12 protein-coding genes are annotated in these 14,957 nt (G+C 68.1%); 10 read left to right on the forward strand and 2 right to left on the reverse strand.

Annotation, left to right across the window (positions count from 1 at the left end; all coding sequences use genetic code 11):
* Nucleotide 1 precedes the first annotated feature (1 nt).
* From gspD to AC0ZZU_RS04620, 10 genes are read left to right on the forward strand one after another with little or no spacing between them, the layout of a single operon-like run.
* Complete coding sequence (gene gspD / locus AC0ZZU_RS04575; RefSeq protein ID WP_476339361.1) at nucleotides 2-1,957, forward strand: type II secretion system secretin GspD; 1,956 nt, start codon at nucleotides 2-4, stop codon at nucleotides 1,955-1,957.
* Nucleotides 1,957-3,405, forward strand: a complete 1,449-nt coding sequence (locus tag AC0ZZU_RS04580) for a GspE/PulE family protein (RefSeq protein ID WP_476339362.1) — start codon at nucleotides 1,957-1,959, stop codon at nucleotides 3,403-3,405. Before gspD ends, AC0ZZU_RS04580 begins: the two co-directional genes overlap by 1 nt.
* A 2-nt stretch (nucleotides 3,406-3,407) precedes the next feature.
* Nucleotides 3,408-4,610: a type II secretion system inner membrane protein GspF gene (gene gspF / locus AC0ZZU_RS04585; protein WP_476339363.1), complete on the forward strand. Its 1,203-nt coding sequence runs from the start codon at nucleotides 3,408-3,410 to the stop codon at nucleotides 4,608-4,610.
* A gap of 14 nt (nucleotides 4,611-4,624) precedes the next feature.
* Nucleotides 4,625-5,059 carry a type II secretion system major pseudopilin GspG gene (gene gspG / locus AC0ZZU_RS04590; protein ID WP_476339364.1) on the forward strand — a complete coding sequence of 145 codons (435 nt, stop codon included), beginning with the start codon at nucleotides 4,625-4,627 and terminating at the stop codon, nucleotides 5,057-5,059.
* Between the two features lie 3 nt (nucleotides 5,060-5,062).
* Nucleotides 5,063-5,500 (forward strand): type II secretion system minor pseudopilin GspH, encoded by a 438-nt coding sequence (gene gspH / locus AC0ZZU_RS04595; RefSeq protein ID WP_476339365.1) that lies wholly within the window; start codon nucleotides 5,063-5,065, stop codon nucleotides 5,498-5,500.
* Entirely contained in the window at nucleotides 5,497-5,865 is a 369-nt protein-coding gene (locus tag AC0ZZU_RS04600; protein WP_476339366.1) for a type II secretion system protein, read from the forward strand. The genes gspH and AC0ZZU_RS04600 overlap by 4 nt, the downstream gene beginning before the upstream one ends.
* Complete coding sequence (locus AC0ZZU_RS04605; protein ID WP_476339367.1) at nucleotides 5,862-6,452, forward strand: prepilin-type N-terminal cleavage/methylation domain-containing protein; 591 nt, start codon at nucleotides 5,862-5,864, stop codon at nucleotides 6,450-6,452. The genes AC0ZZU_RS04600 and AC0ZZU_RS04605 overlap by 4 nt, the downstream gene beginning before the upstream one ends.
* Complete coding sequence (locus tag AC0ZZU_RS04610) at nucleotides 6,449-7,546, forward strand: GspL/Epsl periplasmic domain-containing protein (RefSeq protein WP_476339368.1); 1,098 nt, start codon at nucleotides 6,449-6,451, stop codon at nucleotides 7,544-7,546. The genes AC0ZZU_RS04605 and AC0ZZU_RS04610 overlap by 4 nt, the downstream gene beginning before the upstream one ends.
* Nucleotides 7,543-7,929 carry a type II secretion system protein GspM gene (gene gspM / locus AC0ZZU_RS04615; protein WP_476339369.1) on the forward strand — a complete coding sequence of 129 codons (387 nt, stop codon included), beginning with the start codon at nucleotides 7,543-7,545 and terminating at the stop codon, nucleotides 7,927-7,929. Before AC0ZZU_RS04610 ends, gspM begins: the two co-directional genes overlap by 4 nt.
* Nucleotides 7,926-8,585, forward strand: coding sequence for a hypothetical protein (locus tag AC0ZZU_RS04620; protein ID WP_476339370.1), 660 nt, complete (start codon nucleotides 7,926-7,928; stop codon nucleotides 8,583-8,585). The genes gspM and AC0ZZU_RS04620 overlap by 4 nt, the downstream gene beginning before the upstream one ends.
* 3 nt (nucleotides 8,586-8,588) lie before the next feature.
* On the opposite strand, the gene AC0ZZU_RS04625 is transcribed toward AC0ZZU_RS04620, so the two are convergent.
* The gene (locus AC0ZZU_RS04625) at nucleotides 8,589-13,133 is read right to left on the reverse strand and encodes a hemagglutinin repeat-containing protein (RefSeq protein WP_476339371.1); all 4,545 of its coding nucleotides are present in this window, start codon (nucleotides 13,131-13,133) and stop codon (nucleotides 8,589-8,591) included.
* Nucleotides 13,134-13,160: 27 nt separating this feature from the next.
* The gene (locus AC0ZZU_RS04630) at nucleotides 13,161-14,849 is read right to left on the reverse strand and encodes a ShlB/FhaC/HecB family hemolysin secretion/activation protein (RefSeq protein ID WP_476339372.1); all 1,689 of its coding nucleotides are present in this window, start codon (nucleotides 14,847-14,849) and stop codon (nucleotides 13,161-13,163) included.
* Nucleotides 14,850-14,957 lie beyond the last annotated feature (108 nt).

Genomic DNA, 14,957 nt, shown 5'->3' on the forward strand with positions numbered 1-14,957 from the left:
GATGATCGCGAGATACTGGCTGGCCGGCCTGTTGTGCCTGGCCCTGACCACCGCCCGTGCCGAGGAGCCCGAGGTGCTGGAAGAGGGCGAGACGCCGCAGTACGAGGTCAACTTCGTCGACACCGACCTGGGTGAGTTCATCGACAGCGTGTCCCGCATCACAGGCACCACCTTCATCGTCGATCCCAGGGTCAAGGGCAAGGTCACGGTGCGTACCGTGGACCGCCACGACGCCGAGTCGATCTACGACATCTTCCTGGCCCAGCTGCGCGCCCAGGGTTTCGCCGCGGTCGACCTACCCAACGGCAGCGTGAAGATCGTCCCCGACCAGGCCGCGCGTCTCGAGCCGGTGCCGGTAGAGCCAGTCGGCAAGCCGAGCCAGGGCAGCGATGGCGTGGCGACCCGGGTGTTCAATGTGCGCAATGCCGCGAGCGAGCAGATGCTGGGCATCCTCAAGCCCTTGATCGATCCGCGCGTTGGCGTGATCACGCCGTATCCGGCCGCCAACCTGCTGGTGGTGACCGACTGGCGCAGCAACCTTGCGCGTATCGACAGCCTGCTGCGCCAGCTCGACCAGGTCAGCGAGGAGCCGCTGCAGGTCATGCCCCTGCGACACGCCAGCGCCGCCGATACCAGTGGCTTGATCACCCGCCTGCTGGCCAGCGAGCAAGGCGCCGACAGCGCCCAGGTGGTCGCCGACCCGCGCAGCAATGCCTTGCTGGTGCGTGGCAGCGCCGACAGCCGCGAGCGGGTCCGGGCCCTGCTGGCCCAGCTCGACCAGCCACGGGACAACCAGCACAGTTCCAACTCCCAGGTCATCTACCTGCGCCATGCCAATGCCGCCGAGGTGGTCAAGGTACTCCGCGGCCTCAGCCAGGAGGGCGCCGCGCCCAGCGCCGAAGGGCAGGGCGAAGGCGAGGGCAAGGCACCGTTGCCGGTCAGCGACTCGGGCATCCGCCTGGAATATGAAGAAGGCACCAATGCCGTCGTCATGGTGGGGCCTGACAGCGAAGTGGCGGCTTACCGCAGCATCGTCGAGCAGTTGGACATACGCCGCGCCCAGGTGGTGGTCGAGGCGATCATCGCCGAGGTATCGGACTCGCGAGCCCAGGAACTGGGCGTGCAATGGCTGTTCGCCGACGAAAAATTCGGCGCGGGCATCGTCAACTTCAGCACCGGCGGCGCCAACATCGCCAGCATCGCAGGGGCCGCGGCCGGCGGCGACGCCGCCGACCTGGGCGACCTGCTGTCCACCGTTACCGGCGCCACCGCCGGCATCGGGCATTTCGGCGGTGGTTTCAACTTCGCCATGCTGGTCAATGCGCTCAAGAGCAAAAGCGGTTTCAACCTGCTCTCGACGCCGACCCTGCTGACCCTGGACAACGCCGAGGCATCGATTCTGGTGGGCCAGGAGGTGCCGTTTGTCACAGGCTCGGTGACGCAGAACAACGCCAACCCGTACCAGACCATCGAGCGCAAGGAGGTCGGGGTCAAGCTGCGGATCAAGCCGCAGATCAACATCGACAACACCGTGCGCCTCGACATTGTCCAGGAGGTGTCCTCGATCGCCGACACGGCCTCGGCCAGCGATGTGATCACCAACAAGCGCGAGATCAAGACCAAGGTCATGGTCGAGGACAACGGCCTGGTGATCCTTGGCGGGTTGATCAGCGACGAGGTCAGCACCAGCAACCAGAAAGTCCCGCTGCTGGGTGATATACCCGGGCTGGGACGGCTGTTCCGTTCCGATTCGAACAGGGGCGTGAAGCAGAACCTGATGGTCTTCATCCGCCCGCGCATCCTGCGCGACGGCCCAAGCCTCGCTGGACTGAGCCAGCAGAAATACCAGCGCCTGCAACAGGAGACCCCGCTGGCCCTGCCCAACCTGGACGAAGGCGCCGCGCTGCTGCAGGCGTTTCCGGCCAGCCGTGCGCGCCTCGACGGGGGTGACTGGTGATGCTGCCTTACCGCCTCGCGCGCCAGGCTGGGATGGCGATGGCTCCTGCAGCCGAGGGCTGGCAGCTGTGGCTGCGGCGCGATGCCGACAGCGACCAGTTGCACGAGCTGCTGCGCGTACATGGCCAACCGCTGGCGCTCGAATACCTGGCTCCTGAAGCGTTCGACGAGCGCCTGGGCCAGCTCTACCAGACGGGCGATGCGGCCACCGCCGCGCTGATCGAAGGGATCGGCGAGCACGTCGACCTCGATGGCCTGATGAGCGAGATGCCGCGTATCGAAGACCTGCTGGAGAGCGATGACGAAGCGCCGGTGATCCGCCTGATCAACGGGTTGTTCGGCCAGGCCCTGCGCCTGCGGGCCTCGGACATTCATATCGAGACCTTCGAGCAGAGCCTGGTGGTGCGCCTGCGCGTGGACGGCCATCTGCGCGAGGTGCTGCGCCCGCCGCGCGCGCTCTCGGCCATGCTGGTGTCGCGGATCAAGGTCATGGCGCGCCTGGACATCGCCGAGAAGCGCCAGCCCCAGGATGGCCGCATCACCCTGCGCGCGGCAGGCCGCGAGGTGGATGTGCGTGTCTCGACGCTGCCGGGCATCCACGGCGAGCGGGTCGTGATGCGCGTGCTCGACAAGCAGGCGAGCCTGCTCTCGCTGACCAACCTGGGCATGCCCGGACAAGCGTTGCAAGGGCTGCGCAGCTGCCTCGGGCGGCCCAATGGGATCGTGCTCAGCACCGGCCCCACCGGCTCCGGCAAGACCACCACGCTGTATGCCAGCCTCAACAGCCTGAACGACGGCAGCCGCAATATCCTGACTGTCGAGGATCCGGTCGAGTACGCCATCGCCGGCATCGGCCAGACCGCCATCAACCCTCGCGCCGGGCTGACGTTTGCCAGCGGCCTGCGCGCCATCCTGCGCCAGGACCCGGACGTGATCATGCTCGGCGAGATCCGCGACCAGGAGACCGCGCAGATCGCCGTGCAGGCCAGCCTGACCGGGCACCTGGTGCTCTCGACCCTGCACACCAACAGCGCCGTGGGCGCTGTGACGCGGTTGCGCGACATGGGTATCGAACCGTTTCTGATCGCCTCCTGCCTGCGCGGGGTGTTGGCCCAGCGCCTGGTGCGGCGCCTGTGCAGCTGCGCCCAGGCGCAACCGTTGCAAGCGGCCGAACGCCAGCTCTGGCCTGAGCTGGCGGACCTGGGCCAGAGCTACCACGCGGTCGGCTGCGAGCTGTGCCAGGGCAGCGGCTACAACGGGCGCCTGGGCCTGTACGAATTCATCGAGCTGGACGCTGGGCTGATAGCCCTGCTGTACGACGGTGCCAGCGAGCCGGCCATGCACCACTACCTGGACGGGCGCCGGCAAAGCCTCGTGGCCATGGCCAGCGACTGCCTGGCACGCGGCGAGACCAGCCTCGCCGAAGTGCTGCGCGCGGTGCAGGGCTGACCATGCCGACCTACCGCTACCAGGCCCTCGACCTCGCCGGCAAGCCGCACACCTCCAGCGTGCAGGCCGACAGCGAGCGCCATGCCCGGCAACTGTTGCGCGAGCAGGGCCTGTTCGCCCGCCGGTTGCAACGGGTCGAGGCGGGCGTGTCGCAGCCGCGCCGGCAGCGCCTGACCCGCACCCAGCTGTGCGAGCTGACCCGGCAACTGGCAACGTTGATCGGTGCCGGAATCCCCCTGGTCGATGCCTTGGCAACCCTGGAGCGCCAACTGCGCCAGCCGGCCTTGCAGGGTCTGCTGGTGGCGCTGCGCGGATCGCTGGCCGAAGGCCTGGGTCTGGCGCGCAGCCTCGCCCGCCAGGGTGCGCCCTTCACCGGTCTGTACTGCGCGCTGGTCGAGGCGGGCGAGCGCTCCGGGCGCCTGGCCCAAGTGCTCGCACGCCTGGCCGAGCACCTGGAGCAGGTGCAGCGCCAGCAGCACAAGGCCCGCACCGCGCTGATCTATCCCAGCGTGCTGATGGGCGTGTCGCTGGCCGTGGTGGTCGGCCTGATGACGTTTGTCGTGCCCAAGCTCACCGAGCAGTTCGCCCATTCCGGGCAGGCCCTGCCGCTGCTGACGTCGGTGCTGATCGGCCTGAGCCAGGGCCTGGTCAGCGCCGGCCCCTGGCTGCTGGGTGCCGGGGTGATGCTTGCCGTGCTGGCCAGCTGGCTGCTGCGCAAGCCCAACTGGTGCCTGCGCCGCGACGACCTGCTGCTGCGCCTGCCGCGTATCGGCAGCCTTTTGCAGGTACTCGAAAGCGCACGCCTGTCGCGCAGCCTGGCGATTCTCACCGGCAGCGGCGTGGCCCTGCTCGAAGCCCTGCACGTGGCCACGGCAACGGTCGGCAACCGCCGCGTGCGCCTGGCGCTGGAGCAGGTCAGCCAGCAGGTGCAGGGCGGCACCAGCCTGCATCGCGCGCTGGATGCCACCGCTCGGTTTCCACCGCTGCTGGTGAACATGGTGGGCAGCGGAGAGGCCAGCGGTGCCCTGGCCGACATGCTTGAACGCGTGGCCGATGACCAGGAGCGCGGCTTTGCCCGCCAGGTCGACACGGCCATGGCGTTGTTCGAACCCCTGATGATCCTGGTGATGGGTGGCGTGGTGCTGTTCATCGTGCTGGCGGTGCTGTTGCCGATCATGCAGCTCAACCAGGGCCTGACACTGTGACGAGGAGCAGCACCATGCATCGACAACGCGCGCGCCAGCGCGGTTTTACCCTCATGGAGATCATGGTGGTGATCTTCATCATCGGCCTGCTGATCGCCGTGGTCGCCCCCAGCGTGCTGGGCAACCAGGACAAGGCCATGCGCCAGAAGGTGATGGCCGACCTGGCCACCCTCGAGCAGGCGCTGGACATGTACCGGCTCGACAACCTGCGCTTCCCCAGCAACGAGCAAGGGCTCGCCGCGTTGGCGACCAAGCCCCGGCAGGAGCCGCTGCCCCGGGCCTGGCGCAGTGACGGCTATATCCGCCGTCTGCCGGAAGACCCCTGGGGCACGCCGTACCAGTACCGCATGCCGGGCGAGCACGGCCGCGTCGATATCTTCTCGCTGGGCGCCGACGGCGTGCCCGGTGGCGAAGACCTGGATGCCGACCTGGGCAACTGGGCGCTTTGAGCCATGGGCGGGCAGCGTGGCTTCAGCCTGATCGAACTGCTGGTGGTGCTGGCCATAGCCGGGCTGATGACCGGGCTCAGCGTCGCCTGGCTCGACAGCGGCAAGGCGGGCGTGCAGCAGGCGCTGACCCGGCTGGCCGCCACTACCCGCGAACAGGCGGCGCTGGCGCGGCACGCCGGGCAGTTGCGTGGCTTGCGCTGGAATGGCGAGCGGCTGGAGTTCGTGCGCCGGGTGGCCAGTGGCTGGATCGTCGAGCCGGTGTCCCTGGGTGACTGGCCCAAGGGACTGCGCCCGGACTGGCCGGCCAGCCAATCACCGCAGCTGGTGTTTACCCCTGATGGCTGGGCCGCGCCTGGCAGTGTGCTCTGGCAATGGCCGCAGGGCAGCCAGCGCTGGGCGTGGCAACGTGACGGGCAACTGCGCCTGGCGGTGAACCCGTGAAGCGCCGCCAGCAGGGCTTTACCTTGCTCGAGGTCAGCGTGGCGCTGGGCATTGCCGCCGTGCTTGCGGTGATGGCCAGCCAAGTCTTGCGCCAGCGCCTGGCAGTGCAGGACAGCGTGCAGCAGCACCGTCTCGGCGTGCTCTGTGCCCGCGAGCTGCAAGCGCGGTTCAGTGTCGAGGGTTATTGGCCGAAAACCCGCCAGGACAGTGGCGTCCTGCATCAGGGTGGGCAGGCGTGTCACTGGCAGCTGCAGCTCCGCCGCACCGGCGTGGCCCACTTGCGCCGCGGCGAGCTGCAACTGTTCGCCGACCGCGATGCACGCCTGCCGCTCGGCCAGTACAGCGTCTTCCTGGTGCGGCCATGAAGCGCCGTCAGGCCGGGCTGACCCTGATCGAGCTGATGGTGGCCATGGCCCTGACCGCCGTGCTCGGGGTGATGCTGGCGGCCTTGGTCAATGGCTGGCTGAAGGTGCGCGAGCGACTCGACAGCCCTGACGAATCCGGCGCCGTGCTGGACTTCTGCCTGGCGCTGGAGCGCCGGTTCGACAGCCCGGTCCTGCGCCGGTTATCCGAGCAACGCTTGCCGCTGGCCACCCGCTGGCTCGACTGGCAGCCCGACCGCAATCAGCTGCTTTGGGTGTCAGCGGCAGCCTGGCCAGCAGCGGAAGGCGGTTCCCGGCTGCAGCGCCAACGCCTTCGGTTCGATGCCCGGGGGCAAACGCTGCGGCTGGAAAGCTCGGCCGACCTCTATGCCGCGGGCGAGCCGCGCTGGTCGCTGCGCGAGCAGCTCAAGGGCGTGACGGCAGCGAGTTTCCTGTTCTACCAGGGCGGCCGCTGGCTGGCCTGGCCTTCTGACCAGCCCGCCCGCCCTGATCCCGGCGTGCGGGTGCAGTTTCAGCACGATGGAGCGCCATACGTATGTACCTTCGCCTTGCCCTGGGGGCGCTCATGAAACTTGACTGGCGACGGCGCCCCGCCCCGCGTCCCTGGCTGTTGCTGCGCCCGGGGCAGGGCACGGCGCCCTGGCAATGGCTGCTGATGGACGCGGGCGAGCCGCGGCGCGAAGGTGAAGGCCGCCCGCCTGCGGACGTGCAGGCGCAGGTGGCGCTTGTCGTGCCGGGCGCCTTGTGCAGCCACTTCCAGGTGCCTGCGCCGCCTGGTCTCAAGCGCGGCGAGTGGCCCGTGCTGCTCGAGGACCGCATGTTGCAAAGCCCGGAGCAGGTGCTGTGCGCCTGTCTTGATCGCCAGCCGGGGCAGTTGCAGCTGGTCTGTGTCGAGCGCGAGCCTCTGCTCGCATGGCAGGCCGTCTGTGCCGGCTGGGGGTTGCAGGTAGAGCGCTGCTGGGCCGAGTTCCAGCTGCTGCCGGTACCTGGGCCAGGCCGTGCCTGCCACTGGCAACGGGAAGAGGGCGTGGAGGTGTTGCGAGGGCGCGGCGAGGATGGCCGCGAACATTGGCTTGCCTGGCCGGGGATACTGGGTGACGAGCGCCCGGCGCCTTGGGCAGGCTGGCAACACGAGCGCCTGCATGGTCGCTGGCCCTCGCGACTGGCAGCGCTGGACAGGCAGCCGACGTTGTTCGACCTGGGCCGCAGCCGCCAGCTTGTACTGCCTCGCGCGCAGTTGCGCCTGGCCTTTGCCTGCCTCGCCTTCGCCATACTCTGGGGCGCCCTGTGGCTGAGCCAGGAGTGGCGTCAGGCCCAGCTGTATCGGAGCCAGGTGCTGGCCGTGACGGGCGAGCAGGCCTCCCCGCGCCAGGCCGCGCAAGCCCTCAAGCGCCTGCGCGAAGCCGAGCAGGAGCGTGAATTGCGCCTGCGCAAGCTCGATGGCCTGCACGCACAGCTGCAGGACTGGTTGCGCCAGCACCCTGGATGGCACGTGCATGCCGTGCGCTTCGACGGCCAGCGCTGGCACCTGGGGATTTCCGGTGAGGGCGCGGGTCCATCCTGGGAGGCCATGGCCAGCGCCGCCGATGCGCGGGTAGAGCTCAAGCCTGGCGATCAACCTGCCCAGTGGCAGGTAGTCTTCGACCTGGGCGGTGCGGCATGACTGGCGCGCTGTTGACGCGTTATCGCCGGCCGCTGGCCTGGACACTGATCGGCCTGCTGCTGTCGGTCCTCGGGATACGCGAGGGCCTGGCGCAATGGCGGGTGATGACCCAGTGGCACGTATTGGCCGAGACCGCCGCCAGCCTGCCGGACGGTCCGCCCATGAGCCTTGAGCGTTTGCGCCAGACAGCCGAGGCGCGAGCGATACGGTTGGCCGAGCTCGACACCCAAGGCAGCCGCTGGCAATTACGCGGGCACGCCAGCGACCCGATTGCCCTGCAAGGCTGGTTGCAGGCATTGCAAGGCGAAGGCGTGCGTATCTCGCAGTGGGCACTGGAGCAAGACGCCACGGGACTGAGCTTCGATGTGCAGGTACAGCCATGAGCCGCCGTGCAGCGCTGTGGTTCGTGCTGGTACTGGGCCTGACCCTGCTGGTCGAGCTGCCCGCCAGCTGGCTGGCCCGCGCATTGGCGTTGCCGGCCGAAGGCGTCACTGGCAGCGTGTGGCGCGGCCAGGCCCGCCAGGTGGCCGAGCTCGGACCAATGGAATGGCATTGGCAGCCCTGGCGGTTGCACGCCCAGGCACGTTTCGGCTACCAGGGTCAGGGTTGGGAGGTACAGCTGCGGGGATGGCCCTGGGACTGGCACGCACAGTTGCAGGCGCTGGGCGCCCGCCCCGGTGGCGTATCAGCCTATCGAGTGGCGGGGCAATGGAAAGGGACGATCCGCCTCCAGGGCGCCGGCCGGCAGTGCCGTGGCGCCGAGGGGCGGATCAGGGTGGACGACCTGGCGCTGACAGCACCCTGGTCCCTGGGGTTGGGGCAGGGCTGGCTGCAGGTCGATTGCAGCAGGGGATGGCACCTGGCGGGCCAGTTGGCCCTGGCAGGCCAGCACCAGGCGGCGCTGGATGCCGACCTGCTGGCCCGCCAGGCCCAGCTGAACGTGGAGGTTCAGGACGAGGCCGCGCTGCTGCCGGTGTTGCGCGCCGGCAACTGGCTGGACCCAGGGGCCACCCGCATGCAGCGGCGGATCAGTTGGTAGTGCTCAGGGCTGGACGCCCCCTTTCTGCTGGATGCCGGCGTTCCATTGCTCGCGGCGGTCGTGACCACTGGTCTTCAGCAGCCCCAGGTCGAGCGGGTTCTCGCCGCTGCTGGCGCCGCTGTGCTTGATGCCGTTGATCACGGCGGTGCCCAGGTCGACCGGTGCGTTGGACGCATCGATCGCCACCTCCCGGCGGTAGTCACGGCCGCTCAGCGACTGCTGGCTGACCGCGCTGCCACCGAGTTCGACAGTGCCTGCGCCGGACTGCAGCCTGGCGCCGGTCAGGCGGGTGCCGCCCCCGACTTGCAGGTCGATGCCCTCGTGCCCCTTGAGCATGCTCTGGCTGGCGACGCTGTCGTTCTGACGATGCGAAAGGTCAAGGCTGAAGGTCGGTGACAGGCCCGGCTCGACCTTGCTCAATGCCGGTCCTGCCTTTTCTCCGACCTTGGCGCCTGCCGGTCCTGCAAATGCCTTGGCGGCGTTGGTATAGCCCTGGGGATTGGTCTCCTTGCTCAGGCGGCCATCGACCTTCAGCGTCAGGCTGTCGATGCTGTCCTTGCGGCTGGCGAGCACCAGGTCGCCGCCGACCTGGCCTCCGATGCGGCTCGCCTCGACCCTCGCGCCTTCCAGGCGGGTGTCGCCAAGGCTGTTGAAGGCCACCTTGTCGGCCCGCAGCAGGCTGTTGGCGTGGGTCAGGTTGTTGCGCCGGTCGAGCTCCACCTGTACCCGGCCATGCAGGCCCTGGGTGCTGTCCTCGGCCGAGTCCGCGCGGGTCATGTTGAAGCCCGCGCCCGCCGCCACGTCCAGATTGTCACGCCGTTCGGTGTTGCTCGACGACTCGACCAGGATGCCGCCGTTGCTGGCGTTCAGGCTGATCGTCGACGCAGAGGCTTGCAGGCCTTGCAGATGCACAGCCTGGTCGTCACGCGCCTGGCTGGCCAGGGTGATGTTGCCCGATGCGTTGAAGTCGGCATTGCTGGCTGTGGCATCGTGCTCGTTGACCCGTCCAGTCTCGAGGTGCCCACCCAGGCTGCCGCTGTTGGCGCCGCCGTGCTTGGCACCGATCTCGAGCCCGCCCCCGAGCTTGCTGCCCTCGGCGGTGTGGGTGCTGCTGGCCGCCTTGACCTGCAGCAGGCCGCCGGTGTCCAGGTTGATATCGCCGGTCTTGGCCGTGCGGTCGCCTATACGCGTGCCTTCGAGCAGCATGTCGCCACCGCTGCTCAGCTGCACCTCGCCCTTGGCATCGATCTGCGCCACCCGGGCCTGGGTGTCGAGGGACTGCTGTTCGCTGTGGTCGAGATACCCGCGGGCCTCAACCCCCGTGCCGGCCGGGCTGTTGCCCCCCTTGGCCCAGCCGCTGCCGTCCAGCTTGCGTTCCTGCTGGCGCTGGCTGTCATTGGCCTGGGTCAGCTTGAGACCGCCCTTGGCCGTGATCAGCACCGAGCCGTCGCCGCCGTTGATGCGAGTGCCCTCGTACAGCCCATCGCTGCCCAGCTGCACCTGGATGCCGGTCTGGCCGTAGAGGCTGCCGGGACGAGCGGTTTCCTCGACCTTGCTGGTCTCCTGCGAGCCGCCCTTGCCGGCCAGCCGCACGCTGAGGTCGGTCCCGGTGTTGGTGTCGACCCGCACGTCACCCTCGTAGTCCAGCCGCTGCACGCTGCTGCTCTTGCTGTCGTGTGCCGCGAGCAGGGTGTGGCTGTCGGCGTCGACCTTCAACGAGCCCACATTGGACTGGTACGAGGTGCCCTCGTCGTTGACCGTCTGTGCCTTGACCACGATCGCTCCACCTTCCAGCGAGTTGACCTGCGCGGTGCTGCGGCTGTCGATGGCCTTGCGCTCGACATGACCGACGCCCAGGTCTGCCCCAACGCTGGGCGCCACCAGCGCATCTTCCACGCCGGCCTGCTGGAAGCGTGGGGCCTCCTGGCCCAGCACCAGGCTCTCGATCGGCCGGGTCAGGCCACGGTACTCCACGCTTGCGCCGAGGTTGCCCTTCCAGTTGTCGACGCTTTCCTCGCGCTCGTAGGTATCGTGCACCGCGCGGTTGTCGATGCGCTCGGCGCCCACCAGCAGTTCCCTGCCGGCCTTGATGCTGGCGGCGTCATTGACGACCTCGCGCGCGGTGATCTTCAGGTCGCCACTGGCGCTCAGCTCGCTGCGCTGGGCGGTGGATTCCTTCTCGCGCACTTCCTTGCGGTCGTGATGCCCCTCGAAGGCGCTCCCGACGCGGTCGATGCCACCGCTCACTGCCAGGCCGCCACCGCTGTCGGTAGTGACAACCCGTGACTGCTGCTCGTTGCGGGTGGCGCCGAGCGCGACGGTTTCGGCCTTGATGTCCAGGTCGCCGCCGTGCGCCTTGACCTTGGAGCCATTGACCTCCAGCTTGCCGTTGGTGCTGATGCTCACTGTCGCGCCGCCAAGCTCGCTGGGCGTCTGCGTGAGTTCGTCGAGTTGGGTGCTTGCCTGGTCGACCTTGTAGCCGATGCTGGCGGTGTATTGGCGTGACTCGGGCCTGCCGTCCTGGGCGTCCTGGGTTTGCCCGGCATGGGCACTGAAGGCGCGGTTCTGGGTCGAGGTCTTGCTGGTGAGCGTGCTCTCGGCGCTTGCGATGCCGATGTCTTTTTCCGCCTGCAGCTGCAAGTCCTGTCCGGCGGAAATCTTCGCTCCGCGAATCTGCATCTCATCGGCGCTGGCCAGGCGCAGGTTGGTGCTGGAAGACACGTCGCTGACCAGCACCTGGCGCTCGTTGCTGCTGTGCTCGCGCTTGCTGCCGATCAGGTTGAACAACTTGCTGTCGCTCTGGCGCCGCTGCGAGCTGGACGTGCCCTGTGCCGATTCGACCGACAGCAGGCCGTTGTTGCTGTAGAGCACGCCGTCTCCCTCGCTGTGGACCTCGCTGCCCTTGATCTGCACCTGGCCGGCGGTGACGTCGAGGGAGCCCCCGGAGTGGATGCGGCTGCCGTGGGCCTCGTCGCCTTGGCTGTCATCCCCGCTGCGGTCGCCGAAGAAGGTCCCGGACACCAGGTCGCCGCGGTAGTCCTTCTTGGAGCCTTCGTGCTTGAGCGAAACCGTGCCCACGTCGATGTTTCTCGCCTCGAGGGTCATGTCGGCGCGGCTTTCGATACTGCTGCCGGCCAGCTTCAGATCACCCCCTGCCTTGAGGTCGACGCGCTCGCCGGCCAGACGGCTGGAGACGGCTTGCTCCCCATAGCTGCTGGAATCGCTGTCGCCCCGCCAGAGGTGCTTGCGGTGGCGGACCCGCTCGGTGGCGCGGGTGCTGTCGAGGGCGGCAAGGATGCTCATGTTGCCCCCGCTGCTCAGCGTCAGCGTGCCGTCTGCCTCGACCTTGGAGCCGTTGATTCGGGTGTCGTTGCCAGATCTCAGGGAAATGTCGCCGTTGGCGTGCAGTTCGCTGACCAGTTGCTGGCGGTTGGTCCTGGTGCCTGTGCGGTCGTAGGTTTCGTAGGTGATGAACACCGCCTTGCTGTCCCAGCTCTCGTTGTCGTGCTTGATGGTCTCGCGCATCTGCGTGTCGAGCCGCAGGTCCTTCCCCGCCTGGGCGTCGATTCGCTCGGCCTGGCCCCGCGTGGCGTGCAGCACAAGGTCTGCGCCGGCCTTGAGCGACAGGTCGCCGCGCTCGCTGAGCAACTCGGTCCGGCCCCTCTCGCTGCCGCTGATGTGCAGGCTGCCTGCTGAACTGATCGCGATGCCATCGCGGGCCTGCAGTGTCGTGCGCCCCACCCGTACCCCGGCGCCTTCGGCGGTGCTGTTGATGCGGATGCGCCCGGCACGCATGGCGCCGAACAGACTGGCGTCGAGGCTGCCCTGAGTGCCGGGCAAGTGGTGCAGCACCTCGCCGCTCGCGGCATCGATGCGGTTGCGGCCAGCCGTGAGCGTCAAGTCGTCGCGGGCTTCAAGCGGGCCCAGGCTCTCGATGCGCGGGGCAATCAGCTCCAGGGCCCCGTCCGCATTGCTCTGGCCACCCTTGAGCACCAGCAGCGAGCCCGCGGCTTCGAGGGTATCCAGGTGCTTGAGCGTCTGTTCCTGGAGATCCGGCGTACCGACCAGGAACGCGGCGCTGGTGGTGTTGATGAAACTGCCGCCATTGAGGGTGATGCCGTTGGGGTTGGCCAGGATGTAGTCGGCAGGCCGGCCGAAGATCTCCTGCGGGCCTTCGATCAGCGATGCGTTGCGGCTGATGACTTCGTTGAGGATGGTCGAAGCGGCCTGGCCCTGGAACTGTGGGTTGGCGTTCAGCGCGCCGGCCAGTTGCGACTGGCCGGCGCCGGTGGCGTTGTTGAGCACCACGCCAGGACGGCCGACGTTGTAGTCCATGAACTGGTTATGGGACAGGCCATTGGCGTTGGGCGCGACGATGTCGATCACCGGCACACCATGGCCGTTATTGATGACCGGCGTGCCGCCGGGGCCAGCGGCGGGGTTGAGGCCGCCATTGGCAAGCGCCGCGGGCGGTGCCAGCAGGCTGACGAACATGGCCCAGCGCAGGGCATCGGGCCGCAGGCGGGGATGAGACGTGGAGGTTTTCACAGGGCTTTCTCTCTTCTTGTTGGTTGATCAGATAGTCAGTGCCCATTGCAGTACCCAGTAACCTGGATCGAGGTCCTGGCGGCGTTTGCCGCTGGCATGGAGTGGACGCTGGTAGTCCAGCGTGAGGTGGCTGCCGGGGAGGGTAAGGGTCATGCCGACGGCGGCGCCGGTCAGGCGTTGCGAAGGTTGTGTCCGGGACGCGCGGGCCCGGCCGTGATCCACGCTCAGGTGCGGGCGCAACTCCAGAGCGCCGGGAAGCGAAAGGGGCAGGGGGTAGCTCAGGGTGTTGCGCCATGCGGCGCCGCTGGTGCGTGAATCGGGAGACTCGCGAAAACCCCGGATGGCGTTGCTGCCACCTATGTAGAACTGGTCAGCGGTCGGGAGAGGGTCCGAGCTGTATTGCAGGTCGAGCTCGCTCTGCCAGCGCCAGGGGCGCCGCGGCGGTCCTTGGCGCAGATGCATCAGGTTGGCGCGGTAGCCGCGATACAGCGGCTCGAAGTCCGCCGTGGCCTGCCGGTCGGCCCTGAACCAGTCCACGCCTTGCGCCACGCCTATGTAGGCATTCCAGAGGCCACCTTCGAGCCATAGCAGGTTGAGGCCCATTTCGATGTTGCTGAGCCTGGCGCTCTGGTTGCCGGTGCGTGCGCCGTCGATGCGGTTATCGAGCTGCTTGTGGTTGAGCCGCAGGCGTGTGCTGAGCATGCCTCGTTGATTGCGCCACAGCATCCGTTCCACATCGAGCTGATACGACCGGGTGTTTCCTTCCAGAACGTGGCGCGGCTTGCGCGTGATGGCCTGGCTGTCGACCGCGATGGCGGTCAGCGCGAAGCTCCATGGCCCGTAGGGAACATCGTAGCGAAACGCAGGGCCGGCACTGCTGCCCAAGGCCCCGCCTGCGGTCTTGTGGAAAATCAGCCGGAGGCTGCCGTTTTCCGCGAAGGGGCTGTCGATCGACAGGCTGGAGTACAGCCGGTGGATGCCGAGGTAGTCGCTGCCGAGGTTGTCCAGGGTGCTGTTGAAGCGCCAGCGCCGTGCGCTCCGCTGCGGTTGCACGATCACCCGCGTGCCGCCCTCAAGCTCGCCTGGGAGCAGGTCGATGCCCACCTCAAAGCCCGGCAGCCGGTTGAGCTGATCCAGTCCCTGCTCCAGGTCGGGCAGGTACAACGGCTCGCCCAGCAGCCCCGGGAATGCACCGCGCAACGACAAGGGCTGGTCGCGGTCTGTCAGCTCGATCGACTCGACAAAACCTTCGACGATCCGGATATCCAGCGGCGCGCCGGGACTGGGCTGGCGCAGGAGCAGCGGCCGGCTGGCCGGGTAGCCTGCCTCCACGTAGCGCTGGGTGATGCCCTTGAGCAGGCCGTTGATGGCGCCCACATCCATGCAGGGACGCAGCGCCAGCCGCACCGGGCCATCAAGCACCTGCGCCGAGAGTATCCGGTTGCCGTAGAGGCGCACGCCGGAGACCGGCCAGCATTTGGCGTCTGTCGTGGCCAGCTCCCGCGCAGGCTGCGGCTCGATGTCCCGCCCGCGCCGCTCCCATTGACGCATGCGCTGCTCGTGTTCAAGCCTTTGCAACTGCCGTTGCTGGTCGCGCAGTGGCTGGCTGGCCAGGTCATCGGCCAGGGCCCGCGGGGCCATCGGCAGGCCGAGCAAAAGGCCGAGCAACAGGCAGTGAAGCCGCCAGCTGGCGCGGCGCTTGGGTAGCTTGGGCATGGCAGAATCCCGCAGTGCACGAGTGGGCTACTCGTCTGCGTGGATTCTAAAAACACCGATGGCCGGCTGGATGCGAGCGCAAGCTGAACCTTGCGTCAGGATGGTAAC

It is taken from the genome of Pseudomonas sp. JE3303, from assembly GCF_056312565.1.

Coding starts and splice junctions, on each gene's coding strand:
- gspD (WP_476339361.1), top strand. CDS start 2: ATGATCGCGAGATACTGGCTGGCCGGCCTGTTGTGCCTGGCCCTGACC.
- AC0ZZU_RS04580 (WP_476339362.1), top strand. CDS start 1,957: ATGCTGCCTTACCGCCTCGCGCGCCAGGCTGGGATGGCGATGGCTCCT.
- gspF (WP_476339363.1), top strand. CDS start 3,408: ATGCCGACCTACCGCTACCAGGCCCTCGACCTCGCCGGCAAGCCGCAC.
- gspG (WP_476339364.1), top strand. CDS start 4,625: ATGCATCGACAACGCGCGCGCCAGCGCGGTTTTACCCTCATGGAGATC.
- gspH (WP_476339365.1), top strand. CDS start 5,063: ATGGGCGGGCAGCGTGGCTTCAGCCTGATCGAACTGCTGGTGGTGCTG.
- AC0ZZU_RS04605 (WP_476339367.1), top strand. CDS start 5,862: ATGAAGCGCCGTCAGGCCGGGCTGACCCTGATCGAGCTGATGGTGGCC.
- AC0ZZU_RS04610 (WP_476339368.1), top strand. CDS start 6,449: ATGAAACTTGACTGGCGACGGCGCCCCGCCCCGCGTCCCTGGCTGTTG.
- gspM (WP_476339369.1), top strand. CDS start 7,543: ATGACTGGCGCGCTGTTGACGCGTTATCGCCGGCCGCTGGCCTGGACA.
- AC0ZZU_RS04620 (WP_476339370.1), top strand. CDS start 7,926: ATGAGCCGCCGTGCAGCGCTGTGGTTCGTGCTGGTACTGGGCCTGACC.
- AC0ZZU_RS04630 (WP_476339372.1), bottom strand. CDS start 14,849: ATGCCCAAGCTACCCAAGCGCCGCGCCAGCTGGCGGCTTCACTGCCTG.